This window comes from Paenibacillus barcinonensis (genome assembly GCF_003217495.1).
GTDB classification, from domain to species: Bacteria; Bacillota; Bacilli; order Paenibacillales; family Paenibacillaceae; genus Paenibacillus; species Paenibacillus barcinonensis.
This window is the reverse complement of record NZ_QJSW01000004.1, coordinates 254,497-275,959: the sequence shown is the minus strand read 5'-3', so window position 1 is coordinate 275,959 and position 21,463 is coordinate 254,497. Positions and strand designations below refer to the sequence as shown.

The window sequence follows — 21,463 nt, the reverse complement described above, 5'->3', positions numbered from 1 at the left end:
TTGTTCATATATGTATTATAACGCGAATCACAAGGCTCAGCGAATACGAACAAGAATCTTATACCCAAAAGCCCGGCATATGCCAAGGTTCACACAGCATTGTGCCCCATCGGATACCGGGCTTGCACAGTTGTCAAACCTCAATAATAATTGGCAGGATCATCGGTCTGCGTTTCGTTTGCGCGTAAATATAATGACCGATCTCGTCCTTCAGCTTACGTTTGATCACATTCCACTGATTCATGCCAGCACCCGTCAATTCTTCCATTCGGCTGATCACCCGCTCATGAAGCTCCTTCATGAATTGCTCTGAATCCTTTACAAACACAAATCCTCTAGAGATAATCTCGGGGGGAGCAACCATATGCTTCTCTGTTTTGCTTAGTGTGGTGACGATGACCAGCATACCGTCCGACGATAGCTGCCTGCGATCCCTGAGTACAATATTGCCCACATCACCGATAAGCAGCCCATCGACCAGACTGTTGCCTGAAGGGATTTTAGGACCTAAGGAGGCTGCGCCATCCCTGTACTCCACCATCTCTCCGTTGTTCACAATGAAGACGTGACTTGGTTCAATACCGACAGATTCAGCAAGCAGCCTGTGTTGATACAGCATACGGAACTCACCATGAATCGGAACCAGATAATCCGGTTTCATCAAGGTGAGCATCAGCTTCAGTTCCTCCTGACTGCCGTGACCTGACACATGCATGCCTGCTGCTCCACTCGAGCCATAGATGACACGTGCTCCCAGTACATACAGGTTGTCAATCACATGCGCCAGGTTTCGTTCATTCCCTGGAATAGCACCCGCAGCAATAATTACAGTATCGCCAGATTCAATGCTGACTTGCGGATGTTTGCCAGCAGCGAGCCGGGACAACGCCGCCATCGCTTCACCCTGGCTTCCCGTGCATAACACAACAACCTGCTCGCGCGGAAATTGTCCAGAATCCGCTGCCTCAATTAACAGCCCTTCTGGCACATCCAGATATCCCAGTTCACTTGCCACACTCACCACGTTAATCATACTCCGTCCCAACAGCGCCAGCTTGCGCCCGGTCTGAAATGCAGCGTTCACAACCTGCTGTACTCTGCTGATATTAGAAGCAAAGGTAGAGATGAATACCTTTTGCTTGGCCCGGATAAACGCATCCAGAATGTGATCTCCAACCACACGCTCCGAAGGGGTAAACCCTGCTCTTTCCGCATTCGTACTCTCCGAGAGAAGCACATGCACTCCCTGCTTGCCTATCTCGGCCATCCGGTGCAAGTCAGGAAATGGACCGTTCACAGGAGACATGTCGAATTTGAAATCCCCGGTATGTACAACATTGCCCGCAGGCGTCTGAAAAAAAATCCCCAGACAATCCGGGATGCTGTGACTCGTCGCAAAAAAAGATATCTCCATGCTACCCAGCGTTAACCGGGAATTCGCATCAATGGTATGCAGATCGGTCTGTCGCAGTAGGTTGTGCTCTCTCAGCTTCAATTCGATCAGCCCACATGTCAGTCTGGAGGCGTACACGGGAATATTCATTTGTTTTAACAGATAAGGTATCCCGCCGATATGGTCTTCATGTCCGTGGGTGACAACCAGAGCCTTCACCTTTTCGAGGTTTTCGAGCAGATATGTGACATCTGGAATGATAAGATCAATGCCTGGCATCGTCTCATCAGGGAATTTGGAGCCACAATCAATCACAACAATGTCCTGATCGTACTGGATCAAATACATATTCTTTCCGATCTCGTTCACACCGCCAAGTGCAGCGATATACAGTTTGTTATGGGCCAGCTTCAAAGTGCATTCATCCTCCTAACATAGAAGTCCTCGATTTGTTGTCTATTTCCAGTCTCCATTTCTTGTCTATCCCTAGTATGGAAAGAAACGCCTTGGTTATGCACATGTGAGCGTGTACGCCAAAAAACCACTTACGGAACTTTCCTTCCGCAGTGGCTCATTCACAGAATCACTATCTTTTAAATCCCAATATATTACTTTTTATGCTATAAAATGATATAATGACAATAAAATAAAGGGGGTGAATATATGAAAAAGAAATGCACTCTACTTGGAATGATCGCTGTCTTGACTCTTTCAATGTCTTCGCTTATCTCGGCAGCACCTTCTGAGCCTGTAGGTCCTCATGGGACTTGCCCGCTTCCGCATAAGGCATGCGCGGAACCTTATTAATATTTTTTTGAATTTAGCTGGCTAGGATTACTAGCCAGCTATTGAATTTCAGCTTTGATGTTGATCTACGCTGTCATTCTTTCAAAAAGGGATTCACTTTAAGCGTATAACAAGGTTTCCCAATATTTCACCTTGATTGAAGAACCTCCTGCTCGTAAGATTTGACTTCCTTGATCCATTGTTCACGAACAGGCACGCCCTGCTGGGCGCAATAATAGTCCCACACTGCACCAAACGGATAAGATTTGAATTCTTCCGTCAGCGCAAGGCGTGTCGTATAATCACCTGCCACTTCCGCCTGCTTTAGCGCATCCACTGGCTCCAGCATCGCCCGTAGCAGAGCCTTGATTGTATTACGCGTACCAACAACCCATGCCGCTACGCGGTTAATGCTGGCATCAAAGAAGTCCAGGCCGATGTGTGTCGTACCGAGTAGCTCATGCCGTACCAGTTCACGGGCGATTTCAAGCAATTCATCGTCCATAATAACTACGTGATCACTGTCCCACCGCATTGGACGGCTGACATGAAGCAAGATGCCGCTTGTGAATAAGGCCAGCGAGGACAGCTTGCCTGATATCACTTCTGTCGGATGGAAATGCCCTGCATCCAGGCAGATCAACGTATTATTTTGCAGACCATATCCCATATAGAACTCATGTGAGCCCACAACATATGCCTCTGAACCAAGGCCAAACAGCTTACTCTCAACTGCATCCAGATTGTGCTTCGGATTCAGCGGCTCAGCAAACACTTCGTCCAATGAATCCTTCAGGCGTTTGCGTGGCGACATGCGGTCTACCGGGTTATCCTTGAATCCATCCGGTATCCAGACGTTCGTTACACAGGTCTGTCCCAGCTGCTCGCCAAAGTAAGCGCCAATTCGTCTTGATGCCTTGCAGTGATCAATCCAGAATTTGCGGATCTCCGGGTCAGGGTGACTGAGCGTGAAGCCATCGCTTGATTTTTCATGAGAAAAACACGTCGGGTTAAAGTCGAGTCCCAGTCCCTGCTCTTTGGCCCACTTCACCCAGTTCTCGTAATGCTTCGGCTCGATCTGATCCAGCTCCACCTGCTCGTCTGTATCGGTGTAGATCGCGTGCAGATTCACTTTGTGTTTACCAGGAATAAGTGCAAACGCCTGCTCCAGATCGGCCCGTAGCTCCGAAGGCGTTGTTGCTGCTCCCGGATACTGACCTGTAACGGATATGCCACCCGTCAATTCACCCTCCTGGTTCAAAAACCCTTTCACATCGTCTCCTTGCCAGCAGTGCACAGACACTTTAATGTCTGCCAGCTTGTTGAGCATCGCATCCGTATCAATACCATGCTGTGCATATAAAGCCTTGGCCGCTTCATATGCCTGTTTCACCTGCTTATCCATCCGCCAAACCTCCTTATTAACGTGTGAATGCTGCGGGTACACCGCCATCAATGGTCAGCATACAGCCGGTTGTTTTTTCCGATTTGGATGAGGCGAAGAAAGCAATCCCCTCCGCAATATCTCTCGGATATATATTGACGAGCAGTGTTGTACGTTTACGATAATATTCTTCCAGTTGATCCGGCTCAATGCCGTATGCTGCGGCCCGTTCGTTTCTCCAAGATCCGTTCCAGATCGCTGACCCTTGCAAAATCGCATCCGGCAGAATCGTGTTGACACGAATGCCATATTCTCCGCCTTCCGCTGCAATACAGCGAGCCAAATGTGCTTCCAGTGCCTTGGCCGAGCTGTAAGCCGAAGCGCTTTTACCTGCATATACCGAGTTTTTGGAGCCGATGAAGACCATGCTTCCACCAATGCTCTGCTCCTTCATCAATTTAAATGCTTCGCGAGCGACCAGGAAATAACCGGTGCCCAGCACGCTGATGTTCAGGTTCCATTCCTTCAATGAAGTTTCATCAAATGGACTGGACGTCGCAAGACCAGCATTGTTCACAATGATATCTACACCACCGTATTGCAGAGCCGATTCAGCATAAGCAGCCTGTACTGCTTCCTCATCCGTGACATCCATCTTGAGTGCAAATGCGCGATTGGCACCATATTGGTCGTTAATTTCCTGTGCAACCTTCTGTGCACCCTCCAGATTCAGATCGGCAAGCACCACATGCGCTCCCTCCGATACCAGTCTGCGTGCAGTTTCACTGCCAATACCGCCTGCGCCGCCAGTAATAAACGCTACCTTACGTGAAAACTCGGTTTCTGCCGGGGCCAATGACAATTTGTACAGCTCCAGCGGCCAGTATTCAACATTATAAGATTCGTTTGCACTCAGTGAAACAAATTGTCCAAGGCTGGTCGCTCCGCGCATAACCGCTATCGCCCGGTGATATAAGGCACCGCTTACTTGAGACAACGCCCAGCTCTTGCCAGTATTGATCATGCCTACACCCGGAATGAGAATGACACGCGGGGCCGCTTCAAACATCACGTCGCCTTCATTTTTGTTGCTTTCAAAATATTGCTTGTATTGCTCCTTGTACGCAGCAATGCCTGCGGTCAGCTTGGCTTTGAGTCCATCCAGATCTTCCGCATCTGGTGTCCAGTCAATATAAAGTGGCACTACTTTCGTATGCACCAGATGATCCGGGCAGGCTGCACCAACCTGGGACAATTGAGCCGAATCCACTCCACCTGCAAAAGCAAGCACGTCGTCCTGATCATCAAAGGACAAAATCATCTTTTTGCTGTCCGATACCGCTCCGCGAATCACAGGCATGACCCGAGCAGCAATCTGACGACGAATGTCTGCCGGAAGTGCCGGATTTTTAACACCGCCAAACAGCTTATCTTCATTCACACGTGCCTCGATAAAGGCTTCCGCTTCATTAATCATTTTGATCGTCTGCGCGTAGCATTCCTCCGAGGTTTCACCCCATGTAACCAGACCATGCTTCTCCATTAGCACAAGCTCGGCATTGGGATTAGCGAATACGCTTTCAGCAATCATTTTGGAGAGTGTGAACCCCGGACGAACATAAGGGACCCACACAAAACGGTCACCATATATTTCACGCGCCAGCTCTTTCCCGTTATCTGCACAGCACAGGCTGATAATGGCATCTGGATGAGTGTGGTCGACATGTTTGTATGGAAGGAACGCATGCAGCAGCGTTTCGATGGAGGCACGCGGATGTTTGGCATCAATCATGCAATGTCCAAGGTATTCCACCATCTCTTCATCCGACATCGAATCACGCTCCATAAGAGGGCCAATATCCTCAAGTGCAAGTCCAGTAAAATGCTTGGCCTCCATGGAAGCCAGATCGGAGCCGCTTCCCTTCACGTACATCACTTCGACATCACGCCCGCGAAAATCCTTCACCGTTGTTTTGACAGAGGTATTACCGCCATAAATATTGCATACCCGGCGATCCGTTCCGATTAGATTGGAACGATAAACCAACTGCTCCAGTCCTGTCCTTTTCTCCGATGCCTGCGCTTCATTCCATAAACTCTGTACCATGTGTTCCCCTCCGATAATGTTTGTTTTCTTCCTGAATTGAGTTTATCATCTTTGTTTTATTTTGAAAACAAAAGATTTATAATAACAAACAAAAACATTCAAAAATTTATTTAGATTATTGTTTTATAGCGCAGGGAAGCCCCTATATCCATTCTTATGGAAAAGAGGTTTCTCGAGCTCTGATTGAATCTCAGCATAACGCCAGAGTAACCCGATAATGCGGAACGATACGAATCTATTCGTTTTCAATAATAATGATGCGGTACACTTGCAGCTTCGACTCGTCCTCAATGCGATCAATGACGGGATAAGGATACACTTTGCCTGAGCTGCCCTGATAGATTCGTTTTTCCAGAAACATCGGATTTGGATCCGGCTTGCCTGTACCGTACGTTGGAATTCCTCTCTGCTGCTCCCACACTCGAGCCTTTAATGCTGCAGAAACCTGTTCCAATCCCACTCACTCCTTGCCTCGTAATAGGTTGATCATACGCTGGCAGCAGCGAGTGTAACATTGACATTCAGCGGTTCTTCATGGACGATCTTCGGAATGTTCGCTCTGCTATGGAATGCAATAAAGCATCATGATAATCAAAGAGAGCACCATGTCACTGCTGGTTGCAGTGACATGGTGCTCTCTTCTTTACATACTCAATTGGTGGAATCCGTTCTGTTCACTCTCTACTGGCGTTCCATGTTTATTTACGTCTTGCAAAATCCACAAATATAAACTTGTCCGGCCGATGTCGTGACTCGGTATACTGGAACTGGCTGGTGTCCTCAAGATAGACCTTGCTTCTGACAACAACAACATTATGAAACCCTTCCAGATCCAGCAGCTCCCGGTCCTCCGTGGTAGGCTCCTCGACCAAAATTTCTTTTTGGGCATAGGAGATGGATAACCCCAGGCTCTGCTCAATATATTCGTAGATGGAATCTTGGCAGATGTCTTCGTTAAGCCCGGAAATTAAGCGCTGGCTAATATAATCTTTGTCCAGAATAACCTGCTCCCCATCCACCTTGCGAACACGATTAATCTGCCACACTTGCTGCTTCTGAGCAAAACCCGTCTTTTGACCCAACGCCTGATCCACCGCTTGTTCTCGGAAAAGCTTTACAACCGTCTGTGCACGGTGTCCCATCTTTTGCGCCAATTCTTTAAAGCTGACCAGTCCTGATACAGGGAAGTCAATTTTACGTATATCCAGTACAATGGAACCTTTACCCTGAATCTTCTGAATATACCCTTCCTCGTACAGCATCTTGAGCGCTTTACGTATCGTTTCCCTGGATGTTTGATATCGTTCTGACAGATCCAGCTCCGATTGAAGCAGTGTTCCCGCCTCAATGTCTCCATTCCGAATACGTTCCGCAATATCTTCGTATATTCGGATAAATTTATTGTTCATTTTTCATCACCATAGCTCATTACCCTTTTTATCATATTGGCAACCTATACAAAATGAACGAACACAGATGTTATTTGTTCAATTTATACAGTCCAATCATACCATTAAAACATACTCATAGGGAATCTGTGCTGTCAGCTATAACCTGCATCAGCTTGTTTAAACGGAAGATCAATGCAGCTGCCTCAGCTCTGCTTAATGCCTGTAGAGGACGAAAACTACCATCTTCATACCCGTTAATCAAGTAGATGCCAGCGAGCTCCTCTACCTCATCTTTGGCCCAATCAGAAATGTCGAGCTGGTCAGTAAACGTTTTACGCATCGTCAATGGTTCAGCCCGAAGCTGACGAACCACATTGGCAACAATTTTGGATGCCTGCTCGCGTGTCACCAGAGCATACGGAGCAAACGTACCGTTCCCCATCCCTTGCACCACATTATGCTCAGCTGCAGTACTGATCTCTGGAGCAAACCAGTCGGTACGATGCACATCCTGAAATCCGTGTGAGTGGTTCATCGTAACATTCAAGCCCAATAAACGTACAATGAGTGCAGTAAACTCCGCTCTGGTAATGGGACGACGTGGTTCGAAGTGAGTGGCACTTACCCCCTGAATGATGTTATGGTCAGCCAGCCACGTAATCTGATCCTTATTGAACGTTTGGCTGATATCCACAAAGATCACCCTTTGGGCTGCTTGGCCCTCGGCATGATGATTCAACATATTTTTCTCCTTGGCGTCCTTATCATCCTGCGCATCATCTTTCTTGATGTCCTTGCCGATATCTCCGTTTGTACCTGCACTCCCTCCACTTGAAGGCACTGCCGGGTACCGCCCAGTTGTCGCTGCGGCTATTTGCTTCTCACTCATTTCACCAGCTTCATTTTCTGTCCAGGCAGATATCTCATAATGCTGTTCTGCTTGTAATCCACTCCAGACATAATTCCTATTTTTGCCGCGATAGATCTCCTGCCCCTTATATCCGAGAACGATGATCTCATTTTGAGTATCCAGCTTCCACGTAATGACGATTTGTTCCGACCCTTGTGCTTTAGCGCTGACGGATTCAAGAGACGCTGGCAGCGTTTCAAACTCTGGCACCTGCGTACCTTTTCCCTCACCCGCCTCATTATAAGGAACAAGAATATAATCCTCATACGTTGTTGCACTTGTTAATTCGGCGAGTTGCAAGGCCGTTTCCGTTGTAGCTGCAACTTCTTTTTCATCCCGATAGAGCCTGTACCCCTCCACACCCGGTACAGGCTCCCAGATGAGCATCGCACCAGAGGTTGATCGCTCCTGAATTACAGGTGGCTTATTTAATTTATCTGGCAAAGTCATGGCATGAAACGTATATCCGCGATCACTTGTACCAGAGATATTGACAGCTCGAATGTTGTAGCTATATTTCGTTCCCGGCTCAAGCCCTGCATCCTCGTACCTGGCTTCACCAGCGTGTATTGTTGCAATTTCCACTCCATCTCTTTCAATCAGATACTGCTCTGCACCGGCAGCATGAGCTTGCTCCAACAGGAGATGAACCTGATTGTGCGTCGATTCATACGATACTTTTTCCGGGATACCTGGCTTGGTTAATAAGGAAATGATCTTGAGGGCGGATGCCGATTGCTCATCATTCTCCGTATGCATCTCCAGCTGATACTCTTTGCCCGCCTCCAGACCATCCACGACATATTTCTGATCCCGTCCCCGGTAAAGCTCCCTACCATCCAGTTTAATAACAAAAATTTCATTTGTGTAAGGAAAGCTCCACTCCAGCCTGACATGATCTGATTCTGGAAGCATCCGCACATCTAAGGAATCAATCCGGGGAAGTGTATACCATGACGCGCTGGAAATGGCCGTACCTTCTCCCGCAGCATTGTACGGAATGACTTTTACATTGTCATACAACGCTGCACTGGCTAAGCCTGTCAAGACAACCTCCGTCGTATCCTGCTCATGTACTCTCTTGACTTCCCTATCGTCAATACGAATAATGTAGCCTTCCGCACCTTGTACCTTGGGCCAGGAAAGTGATGCCTGCTCCTCTTCAATATCATATGCATGCAACGTATCAGATACCGTTGCCGGGAGCATTCCCACTTCGAGTTCAAAACCGTCCTCACTCTCTCCTGCCCTATTCAATGTATAGATGGAGTAGTTATAATGCTCTCCTGGCACCAATTCACTATCCTCATATTCTCGCTGATCTGCGTCTATCCGACCTATTTCAACACCATCACGACAAATCACAAATTGCTCTGCCCCGCGAACAGCATGATCAGATAAATCCAGCTTTACTGTGCGATCTGTAACCTGTACTACACTTACGCTCTGAGGAGCTGCCGGTTTGGTTAACGTTTGGATCTCGATCGGTTTGGAGCGCTGCCCTTGTTCATTGATTGCTGCAAGCTCCAATGGATACACCGTTCCATCCATCATACTAGCGAGATGCACTTTCGGCTCGGATACACTTGTGATCTCGCCCGTCTCCATATTTCGAATTTCATAAGCAACGGCTCCCTGTACTGCTTTCCAGCTTATATCTTGTGAATACGTGCCAGCCTTTACTTCTACTGTGTCTGCTGCAAGCGGCAACGTTTGTGTCATCGTTCTTATCTTGAGCGGCGAGCCAGAACCGCTGGCATTCATCGCTCGGATGGCATACGTATACACTGTACCCGGCTTCAATCCTTCTTCGACATACAGACTTTCGCTCGCATCCATACGGGCAACCTCTCGCCCGTTACGTTCGATCACATATTGGTCGGCTCCCACTACACCCGTAAGAGTCAAATCAAGAGAAAGTCCCGTCTCGGTCACATTGCGAACATCTATCCTTTCTGGTGCAGCGGGCAATGTCAGCAACGATACGTCAACTGCTTCCGAACGGGTAGACTGCCTGTTCATTGCATATAACTCATAATGCTGCAGGGTTCCAGCTTCAAGACCTGTAATGGTAGCCTCCGTCTGCATACCTCTATATATTTCCGTATGATTTTGCAAAATGACGTATTCGGAAGCCCCGCGGGAAGCGGACCATAACAGCTTGCCACCATGTACACCGGATATCACCTCAATTGCCGTTGGGCGAGACGGCTTGGACAGCCGTACAAGCTCGGCAGCAGCCCCTACACCCGAAGCATTCATTGCCAGAACCTGCAGCGTATATCGCTCCCCAGGAAGTAGGCCTTCCGCTCTGTATTCCAAGCTTGAAGTTCTTCCTGCCTCAACCCCGTTAATCATAACAATGTACATCTCTGCCGTCGGAACAGCCTGCCACTGAATACCAATCTCCGTCTCTTCAGTAGAGATGACCTGTAAGCCCTCCGGTCTTCCCGGAAGGGTCAGAAGCTTGCCTACTGCCGATTCACTATATCCGGAAGTGTTGCCAGCCTGAACTTCATACTTATACAAACTGCTGTTTGATAAATGCTGTACCGCAAGCTGAGTGTCCGAAACTTCATAGGTGTGTCCATCAATCACAACCCGGTACTTATCAGCTCCAGTTGAAGCCTTCCAGCTCAGAATCGCTCCATGCTCCGTAATCTGCGCCATATGAAGACCTGATGGACTTTCAGGGATTGTTGTACCCGTTACCGAGCTGCGTCCCCCTTGTCCACTTCTGTTCACCGCCTGTACTTCCAGTTGATACACAGTTCCTGGATTCAGATCAGTCAATCTCCATTCGTTATCATCTGCTGATGCCTCTCCTGCTTTTTCACCATCCCGCCACAGTATATAAGCTTCTCCCCCTCGAACAGGCTCCCAGTTCAAAGTCAGGCTTGTATTGGTGGACTCTGAAACATGTAATTGCTTCACCTTCTCTGGTAACGTTCTCAGCATTGGCAAGCTTGCAAGCGGACCCTCACCTGTCTCGTTGACCGCAGTTAGTGTGTAGCTGTAATCCGTCCCGCTCTCAAGTCCGGCATCCTGATAATGAAGCTTTTCTCCCTCGTAGAGTTCAGCCCCATCTCGTGAAAGTTTATAATACACTGCAGATGTAACCGACTCCCACATCATGGCAATATCCCGCTCACGAATCTGCACAGCTGCAAAATCACCTGGTGCAGCAGGCAGGCTTAGAAAGCCGGCCTCACTGCTCTCCCCAGTTCCGCTCTCATTCATCGGTATAACTGTGATGGTGTGAACCACTCCCGGAACCAGATTGCTAATATAATCGAGACTGCCTGGATCAGTAATCGTTTGATCAAAAACAATGCTGCCTTGAGCATCAGTGGCTGTGATTCGATACGCTTCGGCCCCCGGAACATGATCAAACTCCAGTTGGGCCAGATTTGGTTGTGAATCTACTTTTTGGATACGCAACTCTCCAGGAGATGGCGGTAATGTTAATGCTTTTATAATTGCTGGCTCACTTATTCCCGTATGATTTCTCACTCTCACTTCATACTCATACATATGTCCGCCTTGCAGAGAATCATTGACAAGACTATGGTTAGGATAATCAAGCACCCAGGATTGGCCTGTTGTTCTATTTCTGATTTCGTACTGGTAACCTGCCGTATACGTGTTACCTGACGGTAAATCTACTGCAAGTTTTATCGACGTTTCCTTCAGATCGCTGATGCGGACTGTAATTGGCTGATCGGGCTTCCGCTGAATCTGATAGGGAGCTGAAGTTGTCTGATATGTATTGCCTGCTCTATCCGATGCCTTCGCATGGATATACCAGATGCCTTCAGTAGTTAGAGAAATATGCTGTTGATCGGATTGAGCCTCAAGCCAGTTCGCTGGAGCCTGCGCCTCATTTGTAATTTGGTAAAATCGCTGCGTTTCGTCAATCCCCGAATGAGTGTCATCAAATTGTACAATCGATGTGATGTCCTCATCTGACCAAGATGCTCCTTCAGGACTAAAGCTGATGCCCGGCGGAGTCTTATCCACATAAACGGATCTGCTAACCTCCTCACTTACATTGCCCACCGCATCTCTGGCGCGAGCATAGATCACAGTTATCCCATCTGTACTGACCTTGCCTGAATCTCCGGTAGCATAGGCCCCATTATCCAGCCGATATTCATATGTAATCTCCTGTTCATCTATACTTCCAGAGAGCATAAACTGAACATCCTCTATACTCCAGCCTGATTGACGAACATGAATGACCGGTTCGGTTGGAGCCGTCTTGTCAATTCGAGCTGTAGCCTGAGCAAGAGGGCTCACGTTGCCTACACGATCAAGCGTCCGGGCATAGATGACCGTCTCCCCTTCATCAGAAAGAGTCACTTCTCCTGAATAATCAATCCAAGGTCCTTGTTTCGTTAACCGATACTGCGTTTTACTTGTTCCGCTCCCATCATCGGTACCGCTGGTAATGACAAAATATACATCCTGATTCGTCCACCCATCTTCACTTAATTGGATACTTGGTTGCTTAGGTGCAGTTTTGTCAATTCGGGCTATGGTTGACGTTAGTGCGCTCACATTGGAAGCCCGATCTATACTTCGTGCATAGATTTCAGTTATGCCTTCTTCATTAAGCGTAAACGGTGTCTGATAATCCACCCATTCTGTGTGCTCTCCTATTTTATATTGTGTCTGAGCAATGCCACTGGCTTCGTCCATGCCCGCAGTCAAGGTAACAACAACCGCATCTCTGGTCCAATCCGACGGATTAACACGAATCATTGGCGGGGTCGGGGCTGTCCGATCCACTTTCACCGTTACACTGCTTTCCTGACCGATGTTGCCAAACTTGTCGATGCTTCGTGCAGCGATGACTGTGTGTCCTTCATGTCCGACCGTAAATGGAGCGCTATAATTTTGCCATTCTCCTGCGGTACCGATCTTTACTTCTGTCTTCTGAGTGCCACTCCCTGCATCCGTTCCTGCTGCAACAGCGACTTCAACCTCTTCCTTCGTCCATGTTGACGGACTCATCGTGATCGAAGGAGCAGACGGTCCGGTGGTGTCTTTCAGAATCTGTCCCGCAGAAATAAAATTCGTCTGCACACCTTCGTTGTTTAAAGCAGCTACGTACACTTCATACACTCCGTCTTCCAGTCCTGTCAGAGCCACAGATGTCTGGGTTGAAGTTGTGGTTGCCGTATGAAGTACCTGCCCCTTGCTGCTGCGGGCCTCCAATTTATACACTGTGCCTGCGGGGTTTCCGTTGCTATTCCAAGTTACAACGGTGTTGTTGCCCGTTTGGGATGCCTTGGCCTCCACAGGCGGATTAGCATGTGTATATTGGGAGGAAGTGGTGGAATAACCCGTATAAGCTCCGCTTGAATTTTTGGCACGTACCGCGAAGGTGTAATTTGTATTTGGGGTCAGACCCGTCACCTGTTTGCTATTCGCTGTGCTGGTATCAAAGATCTGATTCGTTGTAATATTTTTGAGCTCATATGTCACCGATGCGTCATTCACTTTTTTATCCCAGTTCACCGTCAGGTGGTTGTCATGAACTTGGGTGTACGTTGGAATACCGGGCACAACGAAGCTTCTTATCAGAAAGTTAACCGTGCTTGCTGAAGATACTCCTCCCTTATCGTCCATAACCCATACCTGCAAATAATGCGACCCATCCAAAAGTGTATCCGGCAGTGTATATCTGGTGTTAAAGGCCTGATCCGTCCCGGTTGCAGTCATCTGTGTCAGAATATTTTCAGGGCCTCCGTCAATAGACCATTTCACTGTTAACAGATCGCCTGCATCATTATCACGTGTGGTGCCCGAAATCTGGAGCTGTTCCCCTTTATAGTAGGTTTGGCCCGATGCAGGTGCCGTTAAGCTAAAAGAAGGCGGAACGTTCTGTGGCCCGATACCCACAATAGTTGAAAATTTACGTGATGCCTGATTGGCCGTTGATCTGGCATCCCACCAGAACTGTGCCGCTGTATCACTCGCATTTACAGTTTGTCCAGGTAAATAAGCCGAGGGTGCTGAGCCGCCAGTAAGCTGGGCGCTGTCCGGGCTTTGGTACTGTCCCATAAATATGCGGTCCGCATTAACGACATTGTATGTATTGGCATAAAACGCGGTAACCTGCACACCCCCGCTGTAATTCCTCCAGCCATTTTGAATCACCTCGAATGGAGAGGCATCATTGCCATTAACCATCGTATCCCAATAAAAGGTTCCCCCCAGGTTCAGCGTAGATCCACTTCGATTAATCGCCTCCAGCTCCACTTTCATATAACCGCCTTGAGATGTTGCATTCACGATGGATACACGCAAAATGTACTCTACATTATCCTTCTGTCTGGACATCTCGATTACATTGTTGTTGATGCGATAATAATTTAGCGGCAAAGATTTAAAATTCACTGCAATGCCATTGTGATCAATAATTGTGGACACGTTCCCCGTATCGCCGCCGTAAAAAACATTCGTATTAGGCAGTAATACAATCCGATACTTGCCATCACTGTTCATTTCCACCTTGACCTTGGAGGATTGTATTGCCTTCAGATTGGAGGTATCTGACACAATTCCAATACTCTCCACTGCTGCAGCCAGCACTGAAGAGCCAGCTTCCCAGCTCGATATGAACGCTTGAGGGGACAATAATGCAAATGCAAGCACCACTTTAGTCATCTGATCAGCCTGTTTTCTCATACGTTTCCTTGAATTCTTCAATACCTGCTCTCCTTTGGTGTACACAAAAAAAGGAGGCACCCCAACCAAGGATCAATGTCCTGAGTTGGGGTGCCTCCCCTAAAGTGTCATTTTTTTATTGATTATAGCGATTCCATTCCTGAATGTAAATAGCTGGAATATACTTTTGGAAAAGTATACTCTTGATGCCAGTCCTACTTGTTATCTCTGATTTTGACTAAGGCTTCGTCTAAAGCAAGTATAACTTTGTCACACCATTGATCGAACTCAGGATCATCAATCTGTAATTCCGGGTGCTCCATGATGTGCCTGATTGTGCTGCGAATTCCTTGATCCGCCCTTGTGGTTGCTACAAATTCAGGGACGAGACGTTTCAGCTTGCTGTTGTCAAATACAACTGTATTCGCTTTATCTCCAAGCAAGCCGCCGCGAAGATCCAGGCCACTGCTGGCCGCCAAAAACTCGGAGGGCACATGAACAGCATGCAGCTTGACGCCAAGCGCATCCGCAATAATCTCATGGATCTGGTTCCATGTGACAGACTCATCCGAAGTGATATGTACAGCTTCACCAATCGCATGAATGTTGCCCATCAATCCGATAAAACCTTTGGCAAAATCGGTATGATGTGTAATCGTCCATAACGAGGTACCGTCACCGTGAATGATCACCGGTTTATTTTCCAGCATACGCTTGAGAACCTGCCAGCTTCCCTTCGCACCATGTACGCCAAGGGGCACCGATTTGTTGCTATAGGTATGGCTCGGACGAACAATCGTTACAGGAAAGCCTTCATCCCGGTATAATTTCAACAGATAGTCTTCACAGGCAATTTTGTTTCGGGAGTATTCCCAGAAGGGGTTGCTTAAAGGCGTGCCCTCGGTGATTCTGTAGTCAGATAGCGGGGTCTGATATGCCGATGCAGAGCTGATAAAGATAAACTGCTTTGTTTTGCCCTTGAACAAACGATAATCTCTCTCCAGCTGCGACGGCACAAAGGCAATAAAGTCTGCAACTACATCAAATTCCAGATCGGCGATCAGCTCAGCTACACGGCTCTCATCATTAATGTCAGCCTGAAGCACCCGGACTTCTGCGGGCAAATCATCATTATGGTTACCCCGGTTGATCAAATACAATTCACAGTCCTGCTTCGCAAGCATCTCTGTAATCGCCGTACTTATGGTGCCTGTGCCTCCAATAAATAGCGCTTTCATATTTGCACCTCCAGATCGTTTTGGCTCCCTCGTTCATGATAGCATGCAGTAGAAAAAGGAGCAAAGTTCGATTGACCGAACCCTGCTCCTGTGATGCAAATCAAACCACCTTGATCGTTCCGTAAATCATATACATTCCGCAGTGAATTTCGTATTCTCCCGGCTTGACGTTCTGATCCACTGTGTAATAATTGTCTCCCTTTTGCATATACAGGTCCATGCCTAGCTTCTCTGCAGCCACAGATTTAACGTGAGTCACGCTCCGGGTCAGAATGAAATTGATTTTCGTAGGCACTCCGGCTTTCACCTCAATCACATTAGGCTCGAATCCATCGTTGCTTACGTTGACATCAATGACCTCATATCCTTTCAAATCCTCTGGTGTCTCGGCTTGAGCAGTCGCTGCTTTGCCTGAGCCCGGGGATACGTCCTTACCCATAAAATATACAAAAAACGATCCAAGCAGAGCAACCACGGCCACACCCAAAGTTAATAAAGGCCATGCTTTCTTAAACCAGCTATTCATATAAACACTCCTTATCCCTTTGTCCCATCTTCATTTCAGAGGTGGATGGATGTACTTTACAAGCATACCCCATTCGCCACTTAATGAGAATGCCCCCTCTGGGCTATTCCCCGACTAACCTGTGAACAAAATGAGAAAAGACCTGATTTCTCAGGCCTTTTATGATATTGCGCATAGACAGCAAGTTACAGCAGAACCCTCAGGAATATAAAGGACTACTCTGGCCTTCGCTTCTTCTCATTCGTATTTTTTTAATCAACTCTGGCAGAGCGACACCGATTAACACGATGATCACACCAAACCACTGCAGACCGCTAACATGCTCATGTAACACGAACGAAGATAACAGCACCGCAACCGGAAGCTCCACCGCACCCAGAATGCCTGCCATATCTCCACCGATGTGTGGCACTCCGATTGCAAACAGTACAGGCGGGATAAAAGCGCCGAAGAATCCCAGCAACAATCCAAACACGAGCAGCTGACTCCAGATCAATCCGTTAAAGAGGAATGTCGGCGGGAAAAGAATACATAAGAGAATCAAGCCACCTGTAACCATCCAGGCACTGCGAAATGCCGGGTGTGCAGAAGGAACAGCTTTACCGCTGAATAGCACAAACAAGGAATAACTGACCGCTGCCATTAGCCCGAGAACAATACCTAGACCGCTGAATTCACCAAGCCCCTGCTCCAGAAAGCCTGCTGCCAGCAGTGTACCGCCAAACAAAATGATAAGGGTCAGAAACGTTACTTTATCCGGGCGCTGACGCTTGCTAATCGCCTGAATCAGTACGCTGATCCACGTGAATTGAAAGAGCAGAATAATAGCAAGTGAAGCCGGAATATAACGCAACGATTGATAATAAACAAGCCCGGTAATGACGGTGGGTGTACCGGCCGCCATCAGCAGCAGACGCTGCTTCCAGGTCAAACGTGTAAACACAGTTGAAGCCGACGAGGCCGACGATTGTTCATTACGTTGTAAACCGCGTTTGGCTCTGCGTCCAGCTCTGAAACGAGTGTATAAGGCCAGCATCCAGGACAGAATAAAGCCGGTGATCAGCTGTGTTCCCACCACTTCGCCAAGCTGGTATCCCTGCCCGTAAGCCAATACAACAATCGTAGATAGGATGCCGTAACTCATCGCCCCTGCCAGGACGGACAAATAATATTTCATATTTCAATAAACCTCCTGATCTTCCAAAAAATACTCCCCAAGCTGGGTTAAGTAAGGTCACAACGATGCATCTGTCCAAAATGCAAAAAATCCTAACTCCGTGCAAGGAATACGTTGATTCCTTGGCATCGTAGTTAGGAAGTATAGGCTTCCCGTAGAGACCCTCGCCCTGTGTACACTATCGGCCTGCGAGGTTATACGAAATAAAGTATGCAATTTGAAGTATCGCTCATGTGACGACTTTTCATATATTACATGTGGAGTGAGATCATGTCAACCCCAATTCACCACATCACCTTGACGGCCTCAGCACGATCCCACTCCAGTGTCTTCTGAAGCCCTGCTTTTAACCCTTCAACATCCAGCCCATCCACAGCAAAGGCTTCCCGAATCAAGGACGGTGCGATAAACTCATCATATTTACCAAGATAAGGTGCTTCGTCCTCCGCTAACAGTGCAGAAGCGTCTTGCGCCATACGGCATTCACTCATCATCTCGGCTAACAACGCTCGTTCATCCACTTTACCCGAAACGACAAAATAATATGGCTCCATCGGCACGACCGAACGCAAAGCCAGCCTTTCCGACAGATTATGCTTCATCAGCCGCTCCAGTGTACGGAACGCCTTGCTGCCTACCCACGGCAATACATACATGGAATCCCCGCCTGCCGGAATGACAACCTGCTTGAGCAAGCCGCTCTCGCGTGCAAGGCGTCTTGCACGCTCCAGGCGGTTGACGGCTTGGGGTGACAGATACGGGTAGATGACAGATTCGGACAGCACCTCACGCATTTTTTGAACAACAGCGGTATGAACATCTCCCCCGGCCCCCAGCCACAGCGTATCGACTTTGCCTTTTGCCGGCTTCACATACACGGCCTTATGCTTGTGATCCACCTCTTCAACCTTCCACAGCTTGCCCGCGAGCGAGAAGCAGTACCCCGGCGGCGGAACCGTTGTAATAGACCCGATCTCCTCCGATCCGTTCAGCACTTTATGCTCCTCGTCGTCCTTGAACACAGCATAGAAACGGTAGTTGTTCACAATTTTCTCACCCGTAAGTCCGATAATCAGCGTCTGCTCCTCGGTCCATTGTAGATGATCTGTCTCAATCAGATAATGGAGAAAGGTTTGATACTGATCCGGAGTAATCTCTGAAAATGGCGCCAGAGTAAGAATAGCTGCTGCAAGCTCTCTGGGCTCCGCCTCGCCCATACTTTTCAGCATACTCATCGTCTGGTGATACAGGACACCTATGGGCATTTTACGAGCCTCCAGCGGCTCTACCCATTTCGTTTTAACATACAGCTCAATCACCGCAATGGCACGCATTAATGTCCATGGCATGCGGGCAGGTAGCTGTGCCTCCTCGTCCTCCTCCTCGGGGCAGACAAAAAGCATTTCCGAGGCCATGTCATCACGTCTTCCTGAACGGCCCAGCCGCTGTACAAAGCTCGACGCACTGTAGGGCGCCCCAAGCTGAACGACCCGCTCCAATTCGCCCAGATCAATTCCCAGTTCAAGCGTAACTGTCGCCGCTGCCACAGCGGGACCAGCACCTGTGCGCAGCGCAGCCTCCGTTTCTTCTCTCAGCATCGCAGAGATGCTTCCATGGTGCACATGGAACACATCCCGCTCCTCTCTGCGCGCAGCGACACGTCGCATCTCCAGAATCGTCACTTCCGCATCAGTGCGGCTGTTGGTAAAGATTAACGCTTTTTTGCGATGTGTGCTCTCATATATAAAGTCATAATAGGCTTTACGCGCATGATGCAGCTGCTCGGCCTGCTCTTCATTCTGTGCATCCGGGAATGAAAAATGCTCCACGCGCAAACGCAGCTTGCGTCCACCCGGTGAAGAGATGACTTCCACGCCTTGCCGCGTCCCCGCAGCCAGCCAGGCAGTAGCTGTATCATAATCACTCAATGTGGCTGACAGCCCTACTCTGCGTGGAGCACATCCGGCCATACGTTCGATCCGGGCCAGCTGACTCAGCACCTGGATGCCACGATCCGCTCCCATAAAAGCATGTACCTCATCAATGATAACGTATCGCAGATCGTGAAAAAGTGCAGGAATTGCATTCGGCCGATTCATCAGTAAGCCTTCCAGCGATTCGGGTGTGATCTGCAGCACCCCTGACGGGTTCTTCATCAGTTTGGTTTTCTCCGCCTGAGGTACATCTCCATGCCAGTGCCAGACAGGGATATCGCCTTCGGTCAACAGGTCTTTGAGACGTTCAAACTGGTCATTAATGAGTGCCTTCAGCGGCCCAATATAGAGAATCCCCACCGACTTGGAGGGCTGATCGTACAGCTCGGTTAATGCAGGGAAAAAAGCAGCCTCCGTCTTGCCCGAGGCCGTGCCTGCCGCAATCAGCATATGATGTGAGGTGTGAAAGCAAATATTGCACGCCTCGATCTGGGCAGGACGCAAGGCTTCCCATCTTTTTTTATAAATAAACTCCTGCACAAACGGCGCCAGTCTGTAGAATGGATTGTCACTCATAGCTCAAACTCCGCCAGAAAATCATCCAGCTCATCCCCTTCGGTTAAACCCGTTCTTCCCTGAATGGAGGCTTTGGCCTGTGCTGTTCGCTCACCTAACAGCCGCTCATAAGTGACTTCAGGATTCTGATGCAGCGTATGCAGCACATCCATAAAGTCGCGTACCACTTCCCGTGTTGTCAAAAGCTCCTCCGCTCCCAGACGGTTCACCGCCATTTGCATAAAATCAACTAATTGTTCATCGCTCAAACTCGCTTGGTACGTAAAATGAAGCGCATGAATCTGGCGCAGCTTCTGCAATAAAATCAAAATCTCTTCATGCGAAAGCATCGCGAGCTTGATGATTGGCCCGGTATAATTCGCATAGGCACTTGCCGCATAACGACCGTCAACAAGTCTGGAACGCAGCGCTTCATAGCTGTACAGACCGCGACGTTCATCCTCTACAAACTGTGGGGTTCCTCCCACAAAAACACCAAGGTGCTCTGCCTTGCCCTGCATCGTATCATTAAACATGGTGAGCAGCTTCTCATAATTGCTTTGCCGGGAAACGCTATTTGTAATCTTATACAGATTCACCGCTTCGTCGATGAAGAGCAGCAGACCCTTGTAACCGATACGTGCCGTAAATTCAGACCATAATTTGAAATAGTCGTACCAGTTGTCATCATCAATAATGACGCCAACGGACAGCTCCTTTTTCGCCTCCGTTTTGGTCGCATATTCCCCCCGAAGCCAGCGAAGTGCCGACTGCTTCTGGTCATCATCCGCATGTTTGTAACCATTCCAGTACGCTGCCAGCACCTTCGCAAAATCAAAACCGTGAACCAGATTCTGCATTTCACCTGCCACCATAAAAATCTGCTTTTCTACCTCTACTGGAAGGGCAGGATCATCAGGACGCATATTCAGGTTACTCATTGTCGTTTGTTGCAAACCTGCAATCCATTTCTGCAAAATAGGCTCCAGCGCCCCCCCATCAGGGCGTGTACGGGTAGACAAGCGTGTCATCAGCTCCCGATACGTGGCCAACCCCTGGCCTTTTGTACCCACAAGCCTGCGCTCAGGGGATAAATCCGCATCCGCAACAACAAATTCACGATCCATCGCATAGTTACGAATCATTTGTAGAAGAAAGCTTTTACCGCTGCCATATCTGCCTGTAATCAGCTTAAAGGCAGCACCGCCTTCAGTGATATTATCCAAATCCCGCAGGATGGCCTCCACTTCCGGCTTACGTCCGACAGCAATCTGCTCCAGCCCGATGCGTGGAACAACCCCCGCCGTTAAAGAATTAACGAGTGCGGTGGTTAAACGCTTTGGTATTTTAAGTTCGGGCATGCTCGGGTTGCCCATTTTAAGTTCTG

Annotated in this window: 10 protein-coding genes, 1 pseudogene and 1 riboswitch; all 11 genes and pseudogenes read right to left on the bottom strand. The window is 48.4% G+C overall.

Annotated elements, in window-relative coordinates; all coding sequences use genetic code 11:
- Nucleotides 1-133: 133 nt before the first annotated feature.
- Complete coding sequence (locus DFQ00_RS08830; RefSeq protein ID WP_110896111.1) at nt 134-1,807, bottom strand: ribonuclease J; 1,674 nt, start codon at nt 1,805-1,807, stop codon at nt 134-136.
- Nucleotides 1,808-2,327: 520 nt separating this feature from the next.
- Complete coding sequence (gene rhaA, locus DFQ00_RS08825; RefSeq protein ID WP_110896110.1) at nt 2,328-3,584, bottom strand: L-rhamnose isomerase; 1,257 nt, start codon at nt 3,582-3,584, stop codon at nt 2,328-2,330.
- 16 nt (nt 3,585-3,600) lie between these two features.
- Nucleotides 3,601-5,670 carry a bifunctional aldolase/short-chain dehydrogenase gene (locus DFQ00_RS08820; protein ID WP_110896109.1) on the bottom strand — a complete coding sequence of 690 codons (2,070 nt, stop codon included), beginning with the start codon at nt 5,668-5,670 and terminating at the stop codon, nt 3,601-3,603.
- A gap of 238 nt (nt 5,671-5,908) precedes the next feature.
- A pseudogene (locus DFQ00_RS08815) lies at nt 5,909-6,130 on the bottom strand (hypothetical protein); the annotation flags it as partial.
- Between the two features lie 238 nt (nt 6,131-6,368).
- Nucleotides 6,369-7,079 carry a trehalose operon repressor gene (treR, locus tag DFQ00_RS08810; RefSeq protein WP_110896108.1) on the bottom strand — a complete coding sequence of 237 codons (711 nt, stop codon included), beginning with the start codon at nt 7,077-7,079 and terminating at the stop codon, nt 6,369-6,371.
- Between the two features lie 115 nt (nt 7,080-7,194).
- Complete coding sequence (locus DFQ00_RS08805) at nt 7,195-14,688, bottom strand: fibronectin type III domain-containing protein (RefSeq protein WP_146236138.1); 7,494 nt, start codon at nt 14,686-14,688, stop codon at nt 7,195-7,197.
- Nucleotides 14,689-14,861: 173 nt separating this feature from the next.
- On the bottom strand, nt 14,862-15,884 hold the full coding sequence (locus DFQ00_RS08800) for an SDR family oxidoreductase (protein ID WP_110896106.1): 1,023 nt from the start codon (nt 15,882-15,884) through the stop codon (nt 14,862-14,864).
- 100 nt (nt 15,885-15,984) lie between these two features.
- Nucleotides 15,985-16,410 carry a cupredoxin domain-containing protein gene (locus tag DFQ00_RS08795; protein ID WP_110896105.1) on the bottom strand — a complete coding sequence of 142 codons (426 nt, stop codon included), beginning with the start codon at nt 16,408-16,410 and terminating at the stop codon, nt 15,985-15,987.
- Between the two features lie 199 nt (nt 16,411-16,609).
- Nucleotides 16,610-17,587 carry an EamA family transporter gene (locus DFQ00_RS08790; protein WP_110896104.1) on the bottom strand — a complete coding sequence of 326 codons (978 nt, stop codon included), beginning with the start codon at nt 17,585-17,587 and terminating at the stop codon, nt 16,610-16,612.
- Nucleotides 17,588-17,698: 111 nt separating this feature from the next.
- Nucleotides 17,699-17,809: riboswitch (purine riboswitch) on the bottom strand.
- Nucleotides 17,810-17,871: 62 nt separating this feature from the next.
- Complete coding sequence (locus tag DFQ00_RS08785) at nt 17,872-20,097, bottom strand: DEAD/DEAH box helicase (RefSeq protein WP_110896103.1); 2,226 nt, start codon at nt 20,095-20,097, stop codon at nt 17,872-17,874.
- Entirely contained in the window at nt 20,094-21,437 is a 1,344-nt protein-coding gene (locus DFQ00_RS08780; RefSeq protein WP_110896219.1) for an ATP-binding protein, read from the bottom strand. The genes DFQ00_RS08785 and DFQ00_RS08780 overlap by 4 nt, the downstream gene beginning before the upstream one ends.
- Nucleotides 21,438-21,463: the final 26 nt, after the last annotated feature.

Bases quoted from the DNA above. Each gene is read 5' to 3' on its own strand.
- DFQ00_RS08800 (WP_110896106.1), bottom strand. From the start codon at position 15,884: ATGAAAGCGCTATTTATTGGAGGCACAGGCACCATAAGTACGGCGATT.
- DFQ00_RS08790 (WP_110896104.1), bottom strand. From the start codon at position 17,587: ATGAAATATTATTTGTCCGTCCTGGCAGGGGCGATGAGTTACGGCATC.
- treR (WP_110896108.1), bottom strand. From the start codon at position 7,079: ATGAACAATAAATTTATCCGAATATACGAAGATATTGCGGAACGTATT.
- DFQ00_RS08780 (WP_110896219.1), bottom strand. From the start codon at position 21,437: ATGCCCGAACTTAAAATACCAAAGCGTTTAACCACCGCACTCGTTAAT.
- DFQ00_RS08820 (WP_110896109.1), bottom strand. From the start codon at position 5,670: ATGGTACAGAGTTTATGGAATGAAGCGCAGGCATCGGAGAAAAGGACA.
- rhaA (WP_110896110.1), bottom strand. From the start codon at position 3,584: ATGGATAAGCAGGTGAAACAGGCATATGAAGCGGCCAAGGCTTTATAT.
- DFQ00_RS08795 (WP_110896105.1), bottom strand. From the start codon at position 16,410: ATGAATAGCTGGTTTAAGAAAGCATGGCCTTTATTAACTTTGGGTGTG.
- DFQ00_RS08785 (WP_110896103.1), bottom strand. From the start codon at position 20,097: ATGAGTGACAATCCATTCTACAGACTGGCGCCGTTTGTGCAGGAGTTT.